The organism is Hymenobacter sp. BT18 (assembly GCF_012273015.1).
GTDB lineage: Bacteria > Bacteroidota > Bacteroidia > Cytophagales > Hymenobacteraceae > Hymenobacter > Hymenobacter lutimineralis.
This window is the reverse complement of record NZ_CP050954.1, coordinates 3219877-3236211: the sequence shown is the minus strand read 5'-3', so window position 1 is coordinate 3236211 and position 16335 is coordinate 3219877. Positions and strand designations below refer to the sequence as shown.

The window sequence follows — 16335 nt, the reverse complement described above, 5'->3', positions numbered from 1 at the left end:
TTACCAGGCTTTCACAATCTTCTGCCCCCGCACCGGCTCGAACTCAATCGAGGGGTCTTTGAGCGTGGGCGCATTCACGAAGTGGGTGAACTGCCGACGCAGCTCGGGGTTTTCGACCACCTCGCGCCACTCGCAGTGGTAGTTCTGGATGAGCAGGGCCATTTCCGCTTCCAGCTCGGCGCAGATGCCCAGGCTGTCGTTGATGACCACGTTTTTGAGGTAGGCCAGGCCGCCGTCCAGCTTGTTGAGCCAAGTGGCGGTGCGCATCAGCGGGTCGGCGGTTTTGATGTAGAACATCAGGAACCGGTCGAGGTAGCGCACCAAAGTTTCCTTGTCGATGTCGGTAGCCAGGAGCTGGGCGTGCTGGGGCTTGGCCCCGCCGTTGCCGCATACGTACAGGTTCCAGCCCTTCTCGGTGGCGATGATGCCGAAGTCCTTGGCCTGGGCCTCGGCGCACTCCCGCACGCAGCCGCTCACGCCGCTCTTGAGCTTGTGGGGGGAGCGGATGCCCTTGTAGCGGTTCTCGATTTCGATGGCCAGCGACACGCTGTCGTGCAGCCCAAACCGGCACCAGGTGCTGCCCACGCAGCTTTTCACCGTCCGCAGCGACTTGCCGTAAGCGTGCCCGCTCTCGAAGCCGGCGTTGATGAGTTCCTCCCAGATATCGGGCAAATCACTCACGTGGGCCCCGAACATATCAATGCGCTGCCCGCCGGTAATCTTGGTGTAGAGCCCGTACTTCTGGGCCACCCGGCCAATGACCATTAGCTGCTCGGGCGTAACCTCGCCGCCCGCAATGCGGGGCACTACCGAGTAGCTGCCCCCCTTCTGGATGTTGGCCAGGTACCGGTCGTTGGTGTCCTGGATGGTGTTTTGCTTGACAATCAGATCGTTCCACAAACCCGACAAGATGCTGCCGATGGCCGGCTTGCAGGTTTCGCAGCCGTCGCCCCGGCCGAAGTGGTCCAGCGCGGCGTCGTAAGTGCGGATGTCGTTGATTTTGAGCAGGTCGAACAGCTCCTGCCGGGAGTACTCAAAATGCTCGCACAGCACGTTTTTAATGTAAGCGCCCTGGGCCAGCAGCGTGCTGTTGATAAGGTCTTTCACCATGGGCACGCAGCCCCCGCAGCCGGTGCCAGCCTTGTTGCACTTCTTCATGCCGTCCACCGTCGTGATGCCCAGCTCAGTAACGGCCCCACAGATGGCGCCCTTGGTGACGGCCTCGCAGGAGCAGATCAGGGCCTCGTCGGGCAGACTCATTACGCCCGCGCCTTCAGCGGCTTCCCCGCCCCGACTGCCCAGAATCAGATCTTCGGGATGGGGTGGCAACACGATTTTGTTGTTGACGGTTTGCAGCAGCAGGTTGTAAGCATCCGCGTCGCCGATGAGCACGCCGCCGAGCAGGTATTTGCCGTCGGGGCTGATGTTGATGCGCTTATACACCCCGCTATGGGCATCCTCGAACACGATGGAGCGGCTGTGGGGCTCGGCAATAAACGGGTCGCCGAAGCTGGCTACGTCCACGCCGATGAGCTTGAGCTTGCTGCTCATGTCGTAGCCGGTGAAGGCGCGGGCGCCCTGGGTCAGCTGGCTCACCACTACTTCGGCCATGTCGTAGCCGGGCGCCACCAGGCCGTAGATCATGCCCCCGTGCAGGGCACACTCCCCAATGGCAAAGATGCGCGGATCCGAGGTCTGCATCTCGTCGTTGACGACGATGCCGCCGCGCAGGCCCACTTCCAGGCCAGCCAGCTTGGCCAGCTCGTCGCGGGGCCGGATGCCGGCCGAAATCACCAGCATATCGACCTCCAGCACGGAGCCGTCGCCGAAGTGCAGACCGTCGATTTTATTTTCGCCGGCAATGCTGCTGGTCGCCTTATTCAGATGGATTTTCAGCCCCAGCGCTTCGAGCTTGGCTTGCAGCATCTGACTGCCGGCCGCGTCGATCTGCCGGGGCATCAGGCGCGGCGCAAACTCGATGACGTGGGTTTCGGGCACACCCAGATCGAGCAGGGCTTTGGCCGCTTCCAGCCCTAGCAAGCCGCCGCCCAGCACGGCCCCCGAGCGGGCGGTGGCGGCGCAGGCTTTGATATCGTCGAGGTCTTCAATGGTGCGGTAGACCATGACGCCGGCTTTTTCCACGCCGGGAATGTCGGGCACGAAGGCCGAGGAGCCGGTGGCCAGCACCAAATAGTCGTAGGGCTGTACCAGGCCGCTGCGGGCGTGTACTGTCTGGCTGGTGCGGTCAATTTCCTGGACCGCGTCGCCCAGGTGCAGGGTGATGTTGTTGTCGTAATACCACTGCAGCGGGGCCATTAGCAGGTCGTCGGCGGTTTTGCCCCCGAAGTACTCACTCAGATGGACCCGGTCGTAGGCCACGCGGGGCTCCTCACCAAAGACCACCAGATTGAAGGCTGAAGTTTTAGCAAGCAGCTTCTCGCAAAACTTATAGCCAACCATGCCATTGCCAACGACAACGACGGTAGGAACGTGCTTCGGTACCATAGGACCAGGGTATTAGAAAGTCAACGAATAGGCAGCAGCTTAAGTGGGTGGGATATACAGGAGAGTGCGGAAAGCGAAATATACGTAAACCGATAATCACCCCTTAAAATCTAGGGTCATTTCCGATTTACTTATAGCAATTATAGACAAACACCCCCTAATATCAAAAGGGGTATTTTAAAATATCATATTCTTTTAACCCTATACCCCCTTAATATCTATAGGCAAAGCAAAAGCCCCTAAGATGCTTCTTAGGGGCTTGCCACAACATAGTCTATACAGAGGCGGTCTAACGGCGGTCTTCCCGCACCGATTCCAAGGCCTGAGCTTTGGCACCGTGAATGTGCTGGATTATCTCGTCGAGGCCCAGGCCGTGCAGGGCGCGGGCAAACAGGAACGGGCCTCCCCCGCGCATGCGGCGGGCGTCGCGGTCCATCACGCCGAGGTCGGCGCGTACCAGTTCGGCCAGGTCGGTTTTGTTGATGACCAGCAGATCGGACTGGGTAATGCCGGGCCCGCCCTTACGCGGCACCTTGTCGCCGCCCGCCACATCAATGACATAAATAGAGTAATCGACCAGTTCCCGGCTGAAGTGCGCGGCCAGGTTGTCGCCCCCACTCTCCACGAACAGGTAGTCGAGCTTGTGGTTGAAACGGGCCATGAGGCCTTCCAGGGCATCCATGTTCAGGGAAATATCCTCCCGAATGGCTGCGTGCGGGCAGCCGCCGGTTTCCACGCCCACAATTCGGTCTTCGCTCAGGGCGCTGTGGCGGATCAGGAACTCGGCGTCTTCGCTGGTAAAGATGTCGTTGGTGACTACGCCTAGCTCGAACTCGTGGCGCAGCCGCTCACACAGGGCTTTCAGCAGGGCCGTTTTGCCGGTGCCCACCGGTCCGCCAATACCCACGGTAAAGGCCCGCTTACGGAAGTTGCGGTGCGGGGGCAGGCGCCGGGTTTCGCGCTGGGTGTAGTCGCCGGGCGAGTCGTATTGCTCGTGCGCGTGGCCGTGGAGCAGCAGGGCAAGCTTATCGATGAAGGGCATTTTTTGTCAGTTGCCAGTGGTGATTTATGAGTTGTCAGACCGTTATGATTCGGCTGCGCTCAGCATGCCCCTTTAATAGCAGCGGGCATTAGTTCTAATTCTGAAACAGGCGAGAGTAGACGTGTTCGTGCAGCATCTGGGCCGTGTCGAGCAGGCTGGCGGAGCGGGTAGCGGCGCGGTAGTCGAGGTGAGCAACGTCGGCCAGCAAGTCGTCGAAAATGGCGTAGAACTCGTGCTGAAGCCGATGCCCTTCCATGGGGCCGAGGCAGCCTAGCCGGATAGCGGCGCTGACTTGGTCACGCAGGGCCAGGTGCAAATAGAATGTGTGAGCTTCGGCCAGTGAGTAATTCAGCCGTTGCAGACTTAGGGCCAGCAAGGGCACGAAATGCCCCGGCAGCTGGTACTGCTTCAGCAGCTCGCCCAACTCCTGCAACCCAGCCGCCGGGTAAAATGACTGCAGCAGCTGCAGCCAGGTTTTGCCCTGGGTCAGGCTGGCTTTGTGCATGGCGGGCACCAGCAGCTGGGCATCGTATTCAAGCAATATGTCGGTCAGCGCCGCGGGGCCCAATGGCCAAACCAGCGCATAACAGGAGTTCAGAAACGGAATTTCCAGCCCCACGGCCTGCTGCAGATACGAGTACAGATAGTGCCGCAGCCCCGCCGGGTCGCGCACCAGCCCAAACGTGCGGCTGCTTTCCAACCCGTAGGAATACGCGAAGCCGCCCGTCGGCAGGGCCGAATCGGCAAGGTGGAGCAGGCGGGCGAGGCGGGTAGGCAAGAGACCTTAGAACTTAGAGGTGAGAGGTGAGAACTTAGAGCTGAGAACTCAGAAGTGAGAAGCAAGACTGGTACTGGTGGCTTGTTAGGCGGTGTACCAGTCTCGCTTCTCACTTCTGAGTTCTCAGCTCTTCATTAAAACAGATTATACAGCTGGGCCAGGGGCAGCTTTTCGGCGGGCTCACAAGTGAGGTGCACGCCGTCCACCGTCACGCGGTAGGTTTCGGGGTCTACTTCGATGTTGGGCAGGTAGTCGTTGAGGGCCATGTCTTTCTTGGTCACGCTACGGCAGCCCTGCACGCCCACTACCTGCTTGCGCAGGCCGTAAGCGGCGCGCACGTGCTCCACCGAGGCGCCCGACACGAAAGCCAGGGAGGTGCCGCCCACCGCCCCGCCAAACGCCCCGAACATGGGCCGCGAAAACGAGGGCTGGGGCGTGGGAATGGAGGCGTTGGCGTCGCCCATCTGGCTGCGCACAATCACGCCGCCCTTCACCACCATTTCGGGGCGGGAGCTGAAGAAAGCGGGTTTCCAGAGCACCAGATCGGCCAGCTTGCCTAGCTCAATGGAGCCTATTTCCTGGGCAAAGCCGTGGGCGCGGGCGGGGTTGATGGTGTATTTGGCGATGTAGCGCCGGGCGCGGAAGTTGTCGGCGGTGCTGGCGGCGTCTTCGGGCAGGGGGCCGCGCTGCTGCTTCATCTTGTGGGCCGTCTGCCAGGTGCGCGTCACCACCTCCCCCACCCGGCCCATGGCCTGGGAGTCGGAGGAAATGATGCTGAGCGCGCCCATATCGTGCAGGATATCCTCGGCGGCAATGGTTTCGCCCCGGATGCGGCTTTCGGCGAAGGCCACGTCCTCGGGAATGTTGTGGTCGAGGTGGTGGCACACCATCAGCATGTCCAGGTGCTCGTCGATGGTATTCTTGGTAAAGGGCCGCGTGGGGTTCGTGGACGAGGGAATGACGTTCGGCTCCCCGCAGATTTTGATGATGTCGGGGGCGTGCCCGCCACCTGCGCCCTCGGTGTGGTAGGCGTGGATGGTGCGCCCCTTAAACGCGCCCACCGAGTTTTCCACGAAGCCGCTTTCGTTGAGCGTGTCGGTGTGAATGCACACCTGCACGTCGTACTGCTCGGCTACCTGCAGGCACTGGTCGATGGCCGCGGGCGTGGTGCCCCAGTCTTCGTGCAGCTTGAAGCCCAGCGCGCCGGCCGCAATCTGCTCGTGCAGGCCCTCGGGGCGGGAGGAGTTGCCCTTGCCCAGGAACCCGAAGTTGAGCGGAAACGCGTCGGTGGCTTTCAGCATCATTTCGATGTAGAACGCGCCCGGCGTGCAGGTGGTGGCCGTGGTACCGGCGGCCGGCCCGGTGCCCCCGCCCAGCATGGTGGTCAGGCCCGAGGCCAGGGCTTCCTCAATCTGCTGAGGGCAGATGAAGTGGATGTGGCAGTCGATGCCGCCGGCCGTCAGAATCAGTCCTTCGCCGGCAATGACCTCGGTGGTCACGCCCACCACCATCCCGGGCGTGACGCCGGCCATGATGTGCGGATTGCCAGCCTTGCCTATGCCGCTGATGCGCCCGTGCTTCACCCCGATATCGGCCTTGTAGATGCCGGTGTAATCGAGTACCAGGGCGTTGGTGATAAGCAAATCCAGGGCCTCGGCCTGCGGAATACCAGCGGCCTGGCCCATCCCGTCGCGCAGGGTTTTGCCGCCCCCGAACTTGCACTCCTCCCCGTAGACGCAGTAGTCCTGCTCAACTTCGATGATGAGGTCGGTGTCGCCCAGGCGCACCTGGTCGCCGGTAGTGGGGCCGTACATATCGGCGTACGCGCGCCGGTCAAGGGAGAGGGACATAAGATTCAGATCTTAAGCGCGGGTTTAGTAATTCTATTCAGTTATAGGAGAGCAAAAAGATTCTTAGAACGTCATGCTGAGCCTGTCGAAGCATCTCTACTACTTCGTCCGAGCCGTTAAACGAAGCAGTAGAGATGCTTCGGCTGCGCTCAGTATGACATTTGCAGGCACTAGATATCAATCCACCTTCCCATTAATCAACCCATTCCCGCCATAGACAATCCGCTCCCCGGCGAGGGCCACGAGCGTCACGCGCTTCCGCTCGCCGGGCTCGAAGCGCACGGCGGTACCGGCGGGAATGTTGAGGCGGAAACCCCGGGCAGCGGCGCGGTCGAAGTCGAGGGCGGCGTTGGTTTCGAAGAACGGGTAGTGCGAGCCAACCTGGATGGGCCGGTCGCCGCGGTTGAGCACGTCCAGCGTGAGGGTTTCGCGGTCTTCGTTCAGGGTTAGCGGTTCAGTCTGCAAGTAGTATTCGCCGGGCTCCGGGGCGGCTTCGGCGGCAGCGGGCGGCGCAGTGCGGGTTAGGCCCGAGCCGTACAGGGCCAGTTCGGGTGAGCCGGCTTCGCGGCAGATGGGCTGGTGTACCGTCACGAGCTTGGTACCGTCCGGGAAGGTCCCTTCCACCTGCACCTCGGCCACCAGGCCAGCCACGCCGGGCAGCACGTCGCGCAAGCCCAGTATCTGCTTGCCCTTGTTCATCAGGTCGGCCACCGATTCGCCGTCGCGGATAAACTCCAGCAGTTGGGTAGCCAGCAGCGCCACGGCCTCGGGGTAGTTGAGGGCTAGGCCGCGGGCGTAGCGTTTCTGAGCTACTACGCCGGCTTGGTGCAGCACCAGCTTATCGAGGTCTTTGGGGGAAAGGTGCATTTGGCTTAGAACTTAGATAGTAGAGCTTAGAGGTTAGAAGCGGACGGGGAAATACGGGAGCTAGTAGGAGCAGGCGTGGAACGCATCTGGGCTCTAAGCTCTTGTTTCTCCGCGCTAAACAGATTCCCGTAAATCATCCAGCTGCCGTAGCCGATGCTGAGCAGGGCCGATACCACCACCATGCCCGTGCGCAGGCCGTAGCTGAGCCGCATGCGCTGGGTGAACGGAATGCTCACCAGCGCCGACGCGCCCAGCATGCCGGCCACAGAACCCAAGCCGAATAGCAGCAAGTACGCCACGCCCAGCCAGGTGGTGCGCATACTGCCCATCAGGAGCACGACCAGCGCCCCGCTGCCCGCCAGCCCGTGTACCAGCCCCACCGCGTAGGCCGCACCGCGCTGGTAACGGGGCGGCTTGGTTTGATATTGGCTTTTGTCGGTGAGGCGGCTGAGGCCCATAAGTAGCAGCATGGCTCCTACCCCGGCCTCAAAGTAGTTGGAGTGCTCCACGGCCGACTTGCTCACGAGCAGCGCCCCGCCAAACAAGACGAGCGTGGTCGTGTGGCCTAACCCCCAGAAAAGCCCCTCCCGCACGGCCAGCAGGCGGCTGTCGTGGCGGGCCACCAGGTTGGTCACGGCAATCAGATGGTCTGCCTCGAATGCATGCCCCATTCCTACCAGGAAGGCAAACAGTAAAGGCAGCGCGTCGTGCATGGCAAGAAAATCTGATTCAAGTATTATCGGTGTTCAATCTAGGGCCTTATCCTTAAAATACATGTATTTTATATGGTATACACCCAAAAAAAATAGCCCTACTTCTAAAGTAGAGCTATCCTAAACTATGTTACTACCTGTCATGCTGAGCGAAGGCGAAGCATCTCTACCACTTCGTTGCACTAGTAATCTGACGAAGCGGTAGAGATGCTTCGCCTTCGCTCAGCATGACGCCCTTGTCTTGAGAATGCCTACGCCTGGGGCGTCTGAATGGCGGGTGGCGGGGCATTGTACTGGGGCGTGGCGTTCTGCTGCTCGGCGGGGCGTTTGCCTTTGTCGTCCTTCATGTCGCGGCGGTTGAAGGGCCGGATGATGAGACGCAGAGCCTTGTCGGCGGTGAGGTAGCTAAAGGCCCAGTCGATGAAGGCCACCACTTTGTTGCGGAAGCCTACCAGCGTCATTAGGTGCACGAATAGCCACGTGAGCCAGCCCAGGAACCCGCTGAAGTGGCCCTTGGGCAAATCTACCACAGCCTTGTTGCGGGCCACAATAGCCATGACACCCTTGTTATTGTATTTGAAATCGACGGGCGTCTGGCCTTTGGCGAGGCGGCGGAAGTTGTCGGCCAGGTGGTCGGCCTGCTGCATGGCCACGGGCGCCAACATGGGCAGCCCCTTGGGCATGTCTTCCGTCACCATGTTGGCTACGTCGCCAATGGCAAATACGTTCGTGAAGCCTTCCACCTGGTTCCAGCGGTTCACATTGATGCGTTTGTTGCGGGCCACAACGTTCTCCGGAATGCCCGGCACGGCGGCGCCATTCACCCCGGCCGCCCAGATCAGGTTTTCCGTCGGGATGAACTCGGTATCGGAGTAGTAAGCTTTGCAGTCCTCAAACCGCTTGATGCTGGTGTTAAGCAGGATGTGCACGCCCAGCTCCTTGAGGTACTCATACGCCTCCCGCTGCGACTGGGGCGACATAGGCCCCAGGAGCTCCGCCCCGGCTTCCACAATGGTAATCTGCATGTGCTGGAAGTCCAGCTCGGGGTAGTCCTTGGGCAGCACGCTCCGGCGCATTTCGGCCAGGGAGCCGCTGATTTCCACGCCGGTGGGGCCGCCGCCTACTACGACAATGTTCAGCAGGGCCTGGCGGGCGGCGGGGTCTTCGGTGAGCAGGGCTTTTTCCAGGTTCTGGAAGATAAAGCTGCGCAGGTTCAGCGCGTTCGGAATGCTTTTGATCTGCATGCCATTGCGCTCAATGCTCTCAATCCCGAAAAAGTTGGTGAGGGAGCCGGTAGCCAGCACCAGGTAATCGTAGCGGATGTCGCCGATGTTGGTGTGGACGGTGTTGGCGGTAGTATCCACGCGCGACACATCGGCCATGCGGAAGAAGAAGTTCTTCTGCCCGGCAAAAATCTTGCGGATGGGATAGGCGATGCTGTCGGCCTCCAGGGCGCCAGTAGCCACCTGGTAAAGCAAGGGCTGGAAATTGTGGTAGTTGTTGCGGTCAATAACCACCACCTGCACTGGGTCGTGGCGCAGTTGCTGCGCGAGGCGCAAACCGCCGAAGCCACACCCGACGATGACGACGCGGGGCTGGGAGGTAACCGGAAGATTAGTATCCATAGGGAGAGAAGCTTGCTGCAAGGTCAAACAGTAGCTGTACCGTGAAACCGGAGTTCTGGTTACCGCGCAGCTTGCCTTGGCGGCGAATATAGGGGCCGAACAATACAAAAGGCCAGCGCCGATTATATCCGCGCTGGCCTTCTGCTGATAGGAATCTGACTACGCGTTAGTAATCTACGCCTTCCTTTTTCTTGAACTCACCTTTTTTCACTTGCTGAATCAGCTGCAACCAGCTGAAGGGGTTCAGCAAAGGGTTGTTGGACTGCAAGGAGGGACCCATGCCCATGCGGCGCTGCTGCTCCAGCTGCTGTTGCTGCAGGGTCTGGCGGTAGTTGCCTACGCTGGTCACGGGGGCGTTGTTGAAAATGCGCCGCATGATGTCCTCGTTTAGGTTTTCGGCAGTGGCTGAGCCCCGTTCTTTGGGCAGCTTGAGGGCCAGGAAGGCCCGTTTGAACTCCCGCTCGGTGGCGTAGGGAAAAATGCGGATTTCGGGCAGTACGGTGGCGTCTTCCTTGAGCGACACAATCACCGAGTAGCTCTGACGCGCGTAATCGGCCGGAATAACCACGTACTGGTTACGGTAGCCCAGGGAGCGAATCACGATACTATCCCCGGCCAGCACGGGCAGAGAAAAGTAGCCGTAGGCGTTGGTAGCGGTGCCGCGCCCGGCCTGGGGCACCAGCACGGAGGCGCCCGGAACGCCCAGCAGCGAGTCGCCAGTAGCTACGATGCCGGTGAACTGCACCACCTGGCGCTGGCCCTGGGCCCGTGCCTCGGTGGGGCCGCCCAACCAGGCAGCCAGGAGCAGCAACCCGACGAAAATAAAACGAAATCGAACCACTTCAGACATACGAAACGAACCTGACTACAAGTATACGGCGCTTTCGGGGGTCACTCCCCGCTTTGGCGTAAATTTGTGCCGGCCCTGTGCCGACCCTCCTCTCCCCGTTGCTACACAAGATGCGCCTGAAACATTTCTCCGTTGCATTTGGCCTGCCAATATTTAAGGCCCTCGGCGACGAAAGCCGGGTGCGCATCCTGCATTTGCTGTGGCGCAACCAGGAAATGTGCATTTCCGACCTGGAACAGGTGCTCGACTTCACCCAAACCAAAACCTCCCGCCAGCTGGCCACTTTGAAAAGCGCCGGCCTCGTGAGCTTCCGGCGCCTCGATAACTGGGTATTCTACTTCATCAAGGATGAAGCCCTGGATTTCGTTCAGCAACTGCTCAGCTACATGGAGCGCGACACGCAGCTGGCCAAAGACCAGAAGATTTACCAGACGCTCTGGTCGAACCGGGAACTAGCCGCGTATAAGCTCCAAAACCGCCGCTGGACGGGCACCGCCGAGCTAGAGTAACGCTGCTACCGGCCGCCCAGGGCGCCATTGCCTTTTGCCTATGAAGTCTGTTGTCCGATTATTTGTTTGCACTGCCCAGAAAGATGAAATCGGTAAAGACGTAGCGCGGGCGCTGAAAATCGAAGTCAAGAAACAGGGCCTGAAAAGCCTCTTCAGCGGGGGCGACAAGCACAAAATACGCGTGCAAACCTGCAACTGCCTCGACCTGTGCAAGCACTGTAAGAAAGGTCCCGGCGCTGCCCTGGTTGTGTACCCGGAAGGCCCCGTGTATGGGGACGTAAAGCCCCGCGACGCCGCCGACATTTTGCAGCACCTCAGCGAAGGTAAGCCGGTAAAGCGCCTGCTGCTGGATTAACTGCCAGGCCAGCGGCGAAACCAACCTCCCCAAACCAGCCGCTTATTCCCTCGTTACTCTATTACCCGTCACTTCATTACGCCTTCGTGAAATACCGTCATCTTTTCTTTGACTTGGACCACACGCTGTGGGACTTTGAAACCAACGCCGACGAAACGCTGCGCCACTTGTTTACGCAGCACGATTTACAGCGCCACGGCATTGCAGTGGAAAAGTTTATCCAGGTGTACTCCGATATCAACCACGGCCTGTGGCGGTTGTACCAGAGCAACAAAATCACGCAGCAGCAGCTACGCGTCACCCGCTTTCCGCGCACATTTGTGCAGCTGGGTTTGCGCGAGGAAGATTCGCCGGCGGGCATCTCCGAGCAGTTCACGGACATTCTGCCCCTGAAGTCGGCCGTATTTCCCTACACCTACGAAGTGCTAGACTACCTACAGGCGAAAGGATACCAGCTGCATCTGATTACCAACGGGTTCAGGGATATTCAGCACATCAAGCTCAACTCCTCCCGCCTCACCAACTACTTCCAGGAGATTGTGACGTCAGAATGCTGTGGGCACCTCAAGCCCGATGCGCGCATATTCCAGCATGCTTTGGAACGCACCGGCGCCACAGCCTCGGAAAGCCTCATGATTGGCGACAACCTGGAGTGCGACGTGCTGGGCGCCCACAATGCCGGCCTCGACCAAGTGTACTTCAACCCCGAAAAGCGCCGTCACTTCAACCAGATTACTTACGAAATCAGCTGTTTAAGTGAGCTAAAGGAGATACTGTAGCTAAACCAGCCGAGGCAGACTGGCACATCTTGTTATCCTATGGGCCGCAACCCGGAAGAAAGTCTTGAGAGTATCTTCTTTCTGTATCTTCTTATTTTTTGCTTTGCTAACTGGAGTATCTGGACTCACTATCAAACGATACATGGCCCCACTGCCCTAGCCACCCTCATCAGCAAAGAGAAAGACTGGCACAAAAACGCGTACGATTATTACCTCAATATTCAGTTTGCGCCCAGTGGCCAGAAAGCGGCTACCAGCCGGCTGGAAGTGCAGGAAAGCTATTATGCAGAATTCGAGCCCGGCGACACATTCCCGATTAAATACGCCAGAAGCTCGCCGGAAGACACAGCTTTCGTGGGCGAGCAATTTTACGCCACGTGGGCAGTCGTTGGGTACGGCGTTCTGGTACTGATTCTGGTTTTCAGTGGTCGGGGGCTGTACCAGAAATACCGGCGGTCAAGCGGCCGCCGCGCCGCTATAACATCCGTTTTCAGGCTCAGGGCCGCACTCACGCAACCCACCCGCTATTCTACCGCCAAAACGCTGGCGTGGGCAATAGTTGGGGCGCTTGTTTTCAGCTCCGGCATTGTCAGCTGCCGCCATTCCGCCGATTTTGGAACAGCCCCGGGTGAAACCGTAGCCTACCAATACGAGCAGGCCACCTTGCTCAGCGCACAGTACTCGGCGGCTTCAAACTATCCTTCGGCCCTCGTGCGTCTCCCCTATACTCCCGCTACGGCCGCGGCGGTGCGGGTGTCGCTTTCTCCGCAGCAGTATGCGCTGCTACATGCCCGCCTGTCGCGGCCAAACGCCAAAAAGCTGCCATTGCTTGTCGCCTACGACCCGGACACGCCCAATCAGCTAGTAGTCGCGGATGCGGTGTTGCCGCCTTTGGCAGAAGCCGCTAGAGAAACTCCTCTCGGCATCAGCTACAACACGCTGGGTATGATACTATGCGGCATTGGCGTACTGCTCGTAGCCAGCAACCTGATCAAGTATGTTCGGCACAATGAGATGTCAAAAAATAGCTGGTGAGGCCCCTATCTGCCTCTATCTATTGATTGCTGACTTATTACGCCGCCGACCATTCGTAGCTCTTACGCTGCCACAGCGCCTTTTGTACCTTTGCCGCCCATGACACAGTTGATTGGTTTTTCGGGCAAGCGCGGCAGCGGCAAGGATACGTTGGCCCGCCTGCTCCAGCGGCTGCAGCCCGAGCGTAAGTGGCACATCCGCTCCGTGGGCGAACCGATAAAGGCCGTGTGCGCGGCCCTAGCCGGTGAGGGTACAGCCCCGTACTTTTCTCAGAAGGGCAAAGCCGAAACGCTGGCGGCCTTTGGGCGCACCCGCGGCGAAATGCTCCAACAGGTGGGCCTGGCGCTGCGTCAGTGGGAGCCGGACATTTGGGTACAGGCTTTTTTCTCGCAGCTGTCCGCCGACCAGTGCACCCTCATTCCCGACGTGCGCTTTCCCAACGAGGCCGACCTGATCCGGCGCCGGGGCGGCCTGATGCTGCGCGTGGAGGGCGACCCGCTCGGCCAGCGCGGCGACGGCACCCGCGACGACGACCACCCCAGCGAAACCGCCCTCGACTCCTATCCGCACTTCGATTACACCATCCACAACACCGGCTCCATGACGGACCTGGAGCAGCAGATCCGCGAGCTGCTGGCGCGGCCGTAGAAACTTAGAAAGCAGAAACAGTATTTATTCGGTCATTAAGGAAGCCAGATACGATGAAAAAGATTGGAGCAGTGCTGCTGACTGGCGTTATGGTTTATCTACTCTGGCCTAGCCCTCGGCCCGCAATATTATCCGCGTACACTGACAGCTTTGCCGGTAGCTGGGCGCTGACCTTATACAAGGATGGGAAGTTCCAACTTTCCTTACCGGGGTCTGAGACAAATGGCCGTTTCCACTTGATGGGTGATACAGTGGAGCTACAATATGCTGCGCCCATAGAGCACTTGCCAGCCGCGTATCTGATCAACCGGCCCCAACGGAAAATAGACGAATTGCAGCGGGCAAACGGAAAATGGATAGTCGCCGAGTTTAACAACTGGGCAGCTTTGCAGCTGGATTCAACGCAGTATTATGGCCGCTAGCCGGTTCCCCGCTTTCCTCTCTACCTTTGCTTTTCCACCCAACCACCATTTAGCAACCTTAAACCAGCACCCGCTATGGCTAACGGCTTTTTCAACGTTCCCACCCCGATTAACGAGCCTGTAAAAGGCTACGCGCCGAACTCGCCCGAGCGCCTCGAGCTCCTCAAGATGCTAAAGGAGCTTAAGCAGCAGCAGCGCGACATTCCCATGCACATCGGTGGCCAGGAAGTGCGCACGGGCAAACTGTTGAACATTACCCCGCCCCACGACCATCAGCACGTTCTCGGGCAGTTTCACGAGGGCGACGCGTCCCACGTGCAGCAGGCCATTGAGGCTGCGCTGGCCGCGCGCACCCAGTGGGCCGATATGCCCTGGGAGCACCGGGCCGCCATCTTTCTGAAAGCCGCCGACCTGCTGGCCGGCCCTTACCGGGCCCGCCTCAATGCGGCCACCATGCTGGGGCAAAGCAAAAATGCCTTTCAGGCTGAAATCGACGCAGCCTGTGAGCTGATCGACTTTTTCCGGTTCAACGTGCATTTCATGCAGCAGATCTACCAGCAGCAGCCCGAGAGCCTGCCCGGTATGTGGAACCGCTTGGAGCACCGCCCCCTGGAAGGCTTCGTATTTGCCCTCACGCCCTTCAACTTCACGTCCATTGCCGCCAACCTGCCCGCCTCGGTGGCCATGATGGGCAACGTGGTGGTGTGGAAGCCCGCCAACACCCAGGTTTACTCGGCCCAAGTGCTGATGGAGCTCTTCAAGGAAGCTGGCGTGCCCGATGGCGTTATCAACTTGGTGTACGTGGATGGCCCCACCGCCGGCGAGGTCATCTTCAACCACCCCGACTTCGCGGGCATTCACTTCACGGGCTCCACGGGCGTGTTCCAGAACATCTGGAAAACCATCGGCCAGAACATTCATAAGTACAAGAGCTACCCGCGCATTGTGGGCGAAACCGGTGGCAAGGACTTTATCCTGGCTCACCCTTCGGCTCACGCCAAGGCGGTGGCCGTGGGCATCAGCCGGGGCGCGTTTGAATACCAGGGCCAGAAGTGCTCGGCGGCCTCGCGGGTGTACTTGCCCTCCAACCTGGCCGACGAAATCCTGGGCTACGTGAAGGAAGATCTGGCCTCGTTCAAGATGGGCGATGTAGAGGACTTCTCGAACTTCATCAACGCTGTTATCGACGAGAAATCCTTCGATAAGCTGGCCAAATACATCGACGGAGCCAAGGCCGATGCTGCCGCCGAAATCGTGGCTGGCGGCGGCTACGATAAGTCGAAGGGCTACTTCATCGAGCCCACCGTCATCGTGACCAAGGACCCGAAGTACGTAACCATGTGCGAGGAGCTGTTCGGCCCCGTGCTCACCGTACACATCTACGATGCCGACAAGTTCGACGAGGTACTAACGCTGGTGGACACGACTTCCCCTTATGCCCTCACCGGCGCCATTTTCTCCCAGGACCGCTACGCCATCGACCTAGCTTCGAAGAAACTGCTACACGCGGCCGGTAACTTCTACATCAACGACAAGCCTACCGGCGCGGTAGTGGGCCAGCAGCCCTTCGGCGGCGCCCGGGCCTCCGGCACCAACGACAAGGCTGGCTCCCTGCTGAACCTGCTGCGCTGGGTGTCGCCGCGTGCTATTAAGGAAACCTTCGTGCCGCCAGTAGACTACCGCTACCCTTTCCTGGGCGTAGAAACCGGCGAAAACCTGAACGCCACCGGGCAGGGCGGGTTTTAGCAAATACTTTCTGCCGTTTATAGTACAGCCGCTTCAGAATTCTGGGGCGGCTGTGGTATTATCTGGGCCTTTCCCCTGCCCCCTATTTCACCTTTGTTCCCAACCGGCTAGATCCTACCTTTGCCTCCCATGCCGTTTCTACGCGGCGTTTATTTGTTGCCGTCTATGCTCCTCGCCGTTCCGACCCAATACCAGCCCCAGGATTTTCTGCCCATCGTGGTGCAGTTCGTGCTGGCCGTGGCCTTCGTGGCCTTTGCCATGGTTACGTCCCACTTGCTGGGCCCGCGCCGCAAGAGCGTGGTGAAGGACGAAGCCTTCGAATGCGGTATCGAATCGGTGGGCAACGCCCGCACCCCGATTTCGGTGAAGTACTTCCTCACGGCCATTCTGTTTGTGCTCTTCGACGTGGAAGTCATCTTCATGTATCCCTGGGCCGTGAACTTCCGCCAGCTAGGCACCACGGGGTTTGTACAAATGATTGTCTTTCTGGCCCTGCTGATGGCCGGCTTCGCCTACGTTATTAAAAAGGGCGTTCTACGCTGGAATGAAAGCCGTTAAGTCAAACTTTTGCCCCCTGGCTAATGTTGGCTAACGTGGAGTAATCCGCTTGC

16 protein-coding genes are annotated in these 16335 nt (G+C 59.5%); 8 read left to right on the top strand and 8 right to left on the bottom strand.

Annotated elements, in window-relative coordinates; genetic code table 11:
- From nirB to HER32_RS13840, 8 genes are all read right to left on the bottom strand, one after another.
- Positions 1 to 2505, bottom strand: a complete 2505-nt coding sequence (gene nirB, locus HER32_RS13875) for a nitrite reductase large subunit NirB (protein WP_149070750.1) — start codon at positions 2503 to 2505, stop codon at positions 1 to 3.
- A 289-nt stretch (positions 2506 to 2794) separates the two neighbouring features.
- Positions 2795 to 3547 carry an urease accessory protein UreG gene (gene ureG / locus HER32_RS13870; RefSeq protein WP_168682287.1) on the bottom strand — a complete coding sequence of 251 codons (753 nt, stop codon included), beginning with the start codon at positions 3545 to 3547 and terminating at the stop codon, positions 2795 to 2797.
- A 94-nt stretch (positions 3548 to 3641) separates the two neighbouring features.
- Positions 3642 to 4325, bottom strand: a complete 684-nt coding sequence (locus HER32_RS13865) for an urease accessory protein UreF (RefSeq protein ID WP_168682286.1) — start codon at positions 4323 to 4325, stop codon at positions 3642 to 3644.
- Between the two features lie 134 nt (positions 4326 to 4459).
- Positions 4460 to 6175: an urease subunit alpha gene (gene ureC / locus HER32_RS13860; RefSeq protein WP_149070753.1), complete on the bottom strand. Its 1716-nt coding sequence runs from the start codon at positions 6173 to 6175 to the stop codon at positions 4460 to 4462.
- A 177-nt stretch (positions 6176 to 6352) separates the two neighbouring features.
- Positions 6353 to 7042 (bottom strand): urease subunit beta, encoded by a 690-nt coding sequence (locus HER32_RS13855; RefSeq protein WP_168682285.1) that lies wholly within the window; start codon positions 7040 to 7042, stop codon positions 6353 to 6355.
- Positions 7043 to 7068: 26 nt separating this feature from the next.
- Entirely contained in the window at positions 7069 to 7755 is a 687-nt protein-coding gene (locus tag HER32_RS13850) for a HupE/UreJ family protein (protein ID WP_168682284.1), read from the bottom strand.
- 251 nt (positions 7756 to 8006) lie between these two features.
- Positions 8007 to 9380 carry an NAD(P)/FAD-dependent oxidoreductase gene (locus tag HER32_RS13845; protein ID WP_149070756.1) on the bottom strand — a complete coding sequence of 458 codons (1374 nt, stop codon included), beginning with the start codon at positions 9378 to 9380 and terminating at the stop codon, positions 8007 to 8009.
- A gap of 166 nt (positions 9381 to 9546) precedes the next feature.
- Positions 9547 to 10230, bottom strand: a complete 684-nt coding sequence (locus HER32_RS13840) for a carboxypeptidase-like regulatory domain-containing protein (RefSeq protein WP_149070757.1) — start codon at positions 10228 to 10230, stop codon at positions 9547 to 9549.
- 110 nt (positions 10231 to 10340) lie between these two features.
- On the opposite strand from HER32_RS13840, the gene HER32_RS13835 reads away from it, so the two are divergent.
- The 8 genes from HER32_RS13835 to HER32_RS13800 all read left to right on the top strand — a co-directional run bounded on the left by HER32_RS13835 (position 10341) and on the right by HER32_RS13800 (position 16282).
- Complete coding sequence (locus HER32_RS13835) at positions 10341 to 10739, top strand: ArsR/SmtB family transcription factor (protein WP_149070758.1); 399 nt, start codon at positions 10341 to 10343, stop codon at positions 10737 to 10739.
- A 40-nt stretch (positions 10740 to 10779) separates the two neighbouring features.
- On the top strand, positions 10780 to 11094 hold the full coding sequence (locus tag HER32_RS13830; RefSeq protein WP_168682283.1) for a (2Fe-2S) ferredoxin domain-containing protein: 315 nt from the start codon (positions 10780 to 10782) through the stop codon (positions 11092 to 11094).
- An 86-nt stretch (positions 11095 to 11180) separates the two neighbouring features.
- Positions 11181 to 11873, top strand: coding sequence for a YjjG family noncanonical pyrimidine nucleotidase (locus tag HER32_RS13825; RefSeq protein WP_168682282.1), 693 nt, complete (start codon positions 11181 to 11183; stop codon positions 11871 to 11873).
- 39 nt (positions 11874 to 11912) lie between these two features.
- Complete coding sequence (locus HER32_RS13820; RefSeq protein ID WP_168682281.1) at positions 11913 to 12908, top strand: hypothetical protein; 996 nt, start codon at positions 11913 to 11915, stop codon at positions 12906 to 12908.
- A 99-nt stretch (positions 12909 to 13007) separates the two neighbouring features.
- Positions 13008 to 13556 (top strand): hypothetical protein, encoded by a 549-nt coding sequence (locus HER32_RS13815; RefSeq protein WP_168682280.1) that lies wholly within the window; start codon positions 13008 to 13010, stop codon positions 13554 to 13556.
- A gap of 53 nt (positions 13557 to 13609) precedes the next feature.
- Positions 13610 to 13978, top strand: a complete 369-nt coding sequence (locus HER32_RS13810) for a hypothetical protein (RefSeq protein ID WP_168682279.1) — start codon at positions 13610 to 13612, stop codon at positions 13976 to 13978.
- A gap of 75 nt (positions 13979 to 14053) precedes the next feature.
- Positions 14054 to 15724: an L-glutamate gamma-semialdehyde dehydrogenase gene (pruA, locus tag HER32_RS13805; RefSeq protein WP_168682278.1), complete on the top strand. Its 1671-nt coding sequence runs from the start codon at positions 14054 to 14056 to the stop codon at positions 15722 to 15724.
- Between the two features lie 165 nt (positions 15725 to 15889).
- On the top strand, positions 15890 to 16282 hold the full coding sequence (locus tag HER32_RS13800) for an NADH-quinone oxidoreductase subunit A (protein ID WP_149070764.1): 393 nt from the start codon (positions 15890 to 15892) through the stop codon (positions 16280 to 16282).
- Positions 16283 to 16335: the final 53 nt, after the last annotated feature.

Excerpts from the sequence above, each read along its gene's own strand:
- nirB (WP_149070750.1), bottom strand. The coding sequence starts at position 2,505 with ATGGTACCGAAGCACGTTCCTACCGTCGTTGTCGTTGGCAATGGCATG.
- ureG (WP_168682287.1), bottom strand. The coding sequence starts at position 3,547 with ATGCCCTTCATCGATAAGCTTGCCCTGCTGCTCCACGGCCACGCGCAC.
- ureC (WP_149070753.1), bottom strand. The coding sequence starts at position 6,175 with ATGTCCCTCTCCCTTGACCGGCGCGCGTACGCCGATATGTACGGCCCC.
- HER32_RS13855 (WP_168682285.1), bottom strand. The coding sequence starts at position 7,042 with ATGCACCTTTCCCCCAAAGACCTCGATAAGCTGGTGCTGCACCAAGCC.
- HER32_RS13850 (WP_168682284.1), bottom strand. The coding sequence starts at position 7,755 with ATGCACGACGCGCTGCCTTTACTGTTTGCCTTCCTGGTAGGAATGGGG.
- HER32_RS13845 (WP_149070756.1), bottom strand. The coding sequence starts at position 9,380 with ATGGATACTAATCTTCCGGTTACCTCCCAGCCCCGCGTCGTCATCGTC.
- HER32_RS13840 (WP_149070757.1), bottom strand. The coding sequence starts at position 10,230 with ATGTCTGAAGTGGTTCGATTTCGTTTTATTTTCGTCGGGTTGCTGCTC.
- HER32_RS13835 (WP_149070758.1), top strand. The coding sequence starts at position 10,341 with ATGCGCCTGAAACATTTCTCCGTTGCATTTGGCCTGCCAATATTTAAG.
- HER32_RS13830 (WP_168682283.1), top strand. The coding sequence starts at position 10,780 with ATGAAGTCTGTTGTCCGATTATTTGTTTGCACTGCCCAGAAAGATGAA.
- HER32_RS13820 (WP_168682281.1), top strand. The coding sequence starts at position 11,913 with ATGGGCCGCAACCCGGAAGAAAGTCTTGAGAGTATCTTCTTTCTGTAT.
- HER32_RS13815 (WP_168682280.1), top strand. The coding sequence starts at position 13,008 with ATGACACAGTTGATTGGTTTTTCGGGCAAGCGCGGCAGCGGCAAGGAT.
- HER32_RS13810 (WP_168682279.1), top strand. The coding sequence starts at position 13,610 with ATGAAAAAGATTGGAGCAGTGCTGCTGACTGGCGTTATGGTTTATCTA.
- pruA (WP_168682278.1), top strand. The coding sequence starts at position 14,054 with ATGGCTAACGGCTTTTTCAACGTTCCCACCCCGATTAACGAGCCTGTA.
- HER32_RS13800 (WP_149070764.1), top strand. The coding sequence starts at position 15,890 with ATGCTCCTCGCCGTTCCGACCCAATACCAGCCCCAGGATTTTCTGCCC.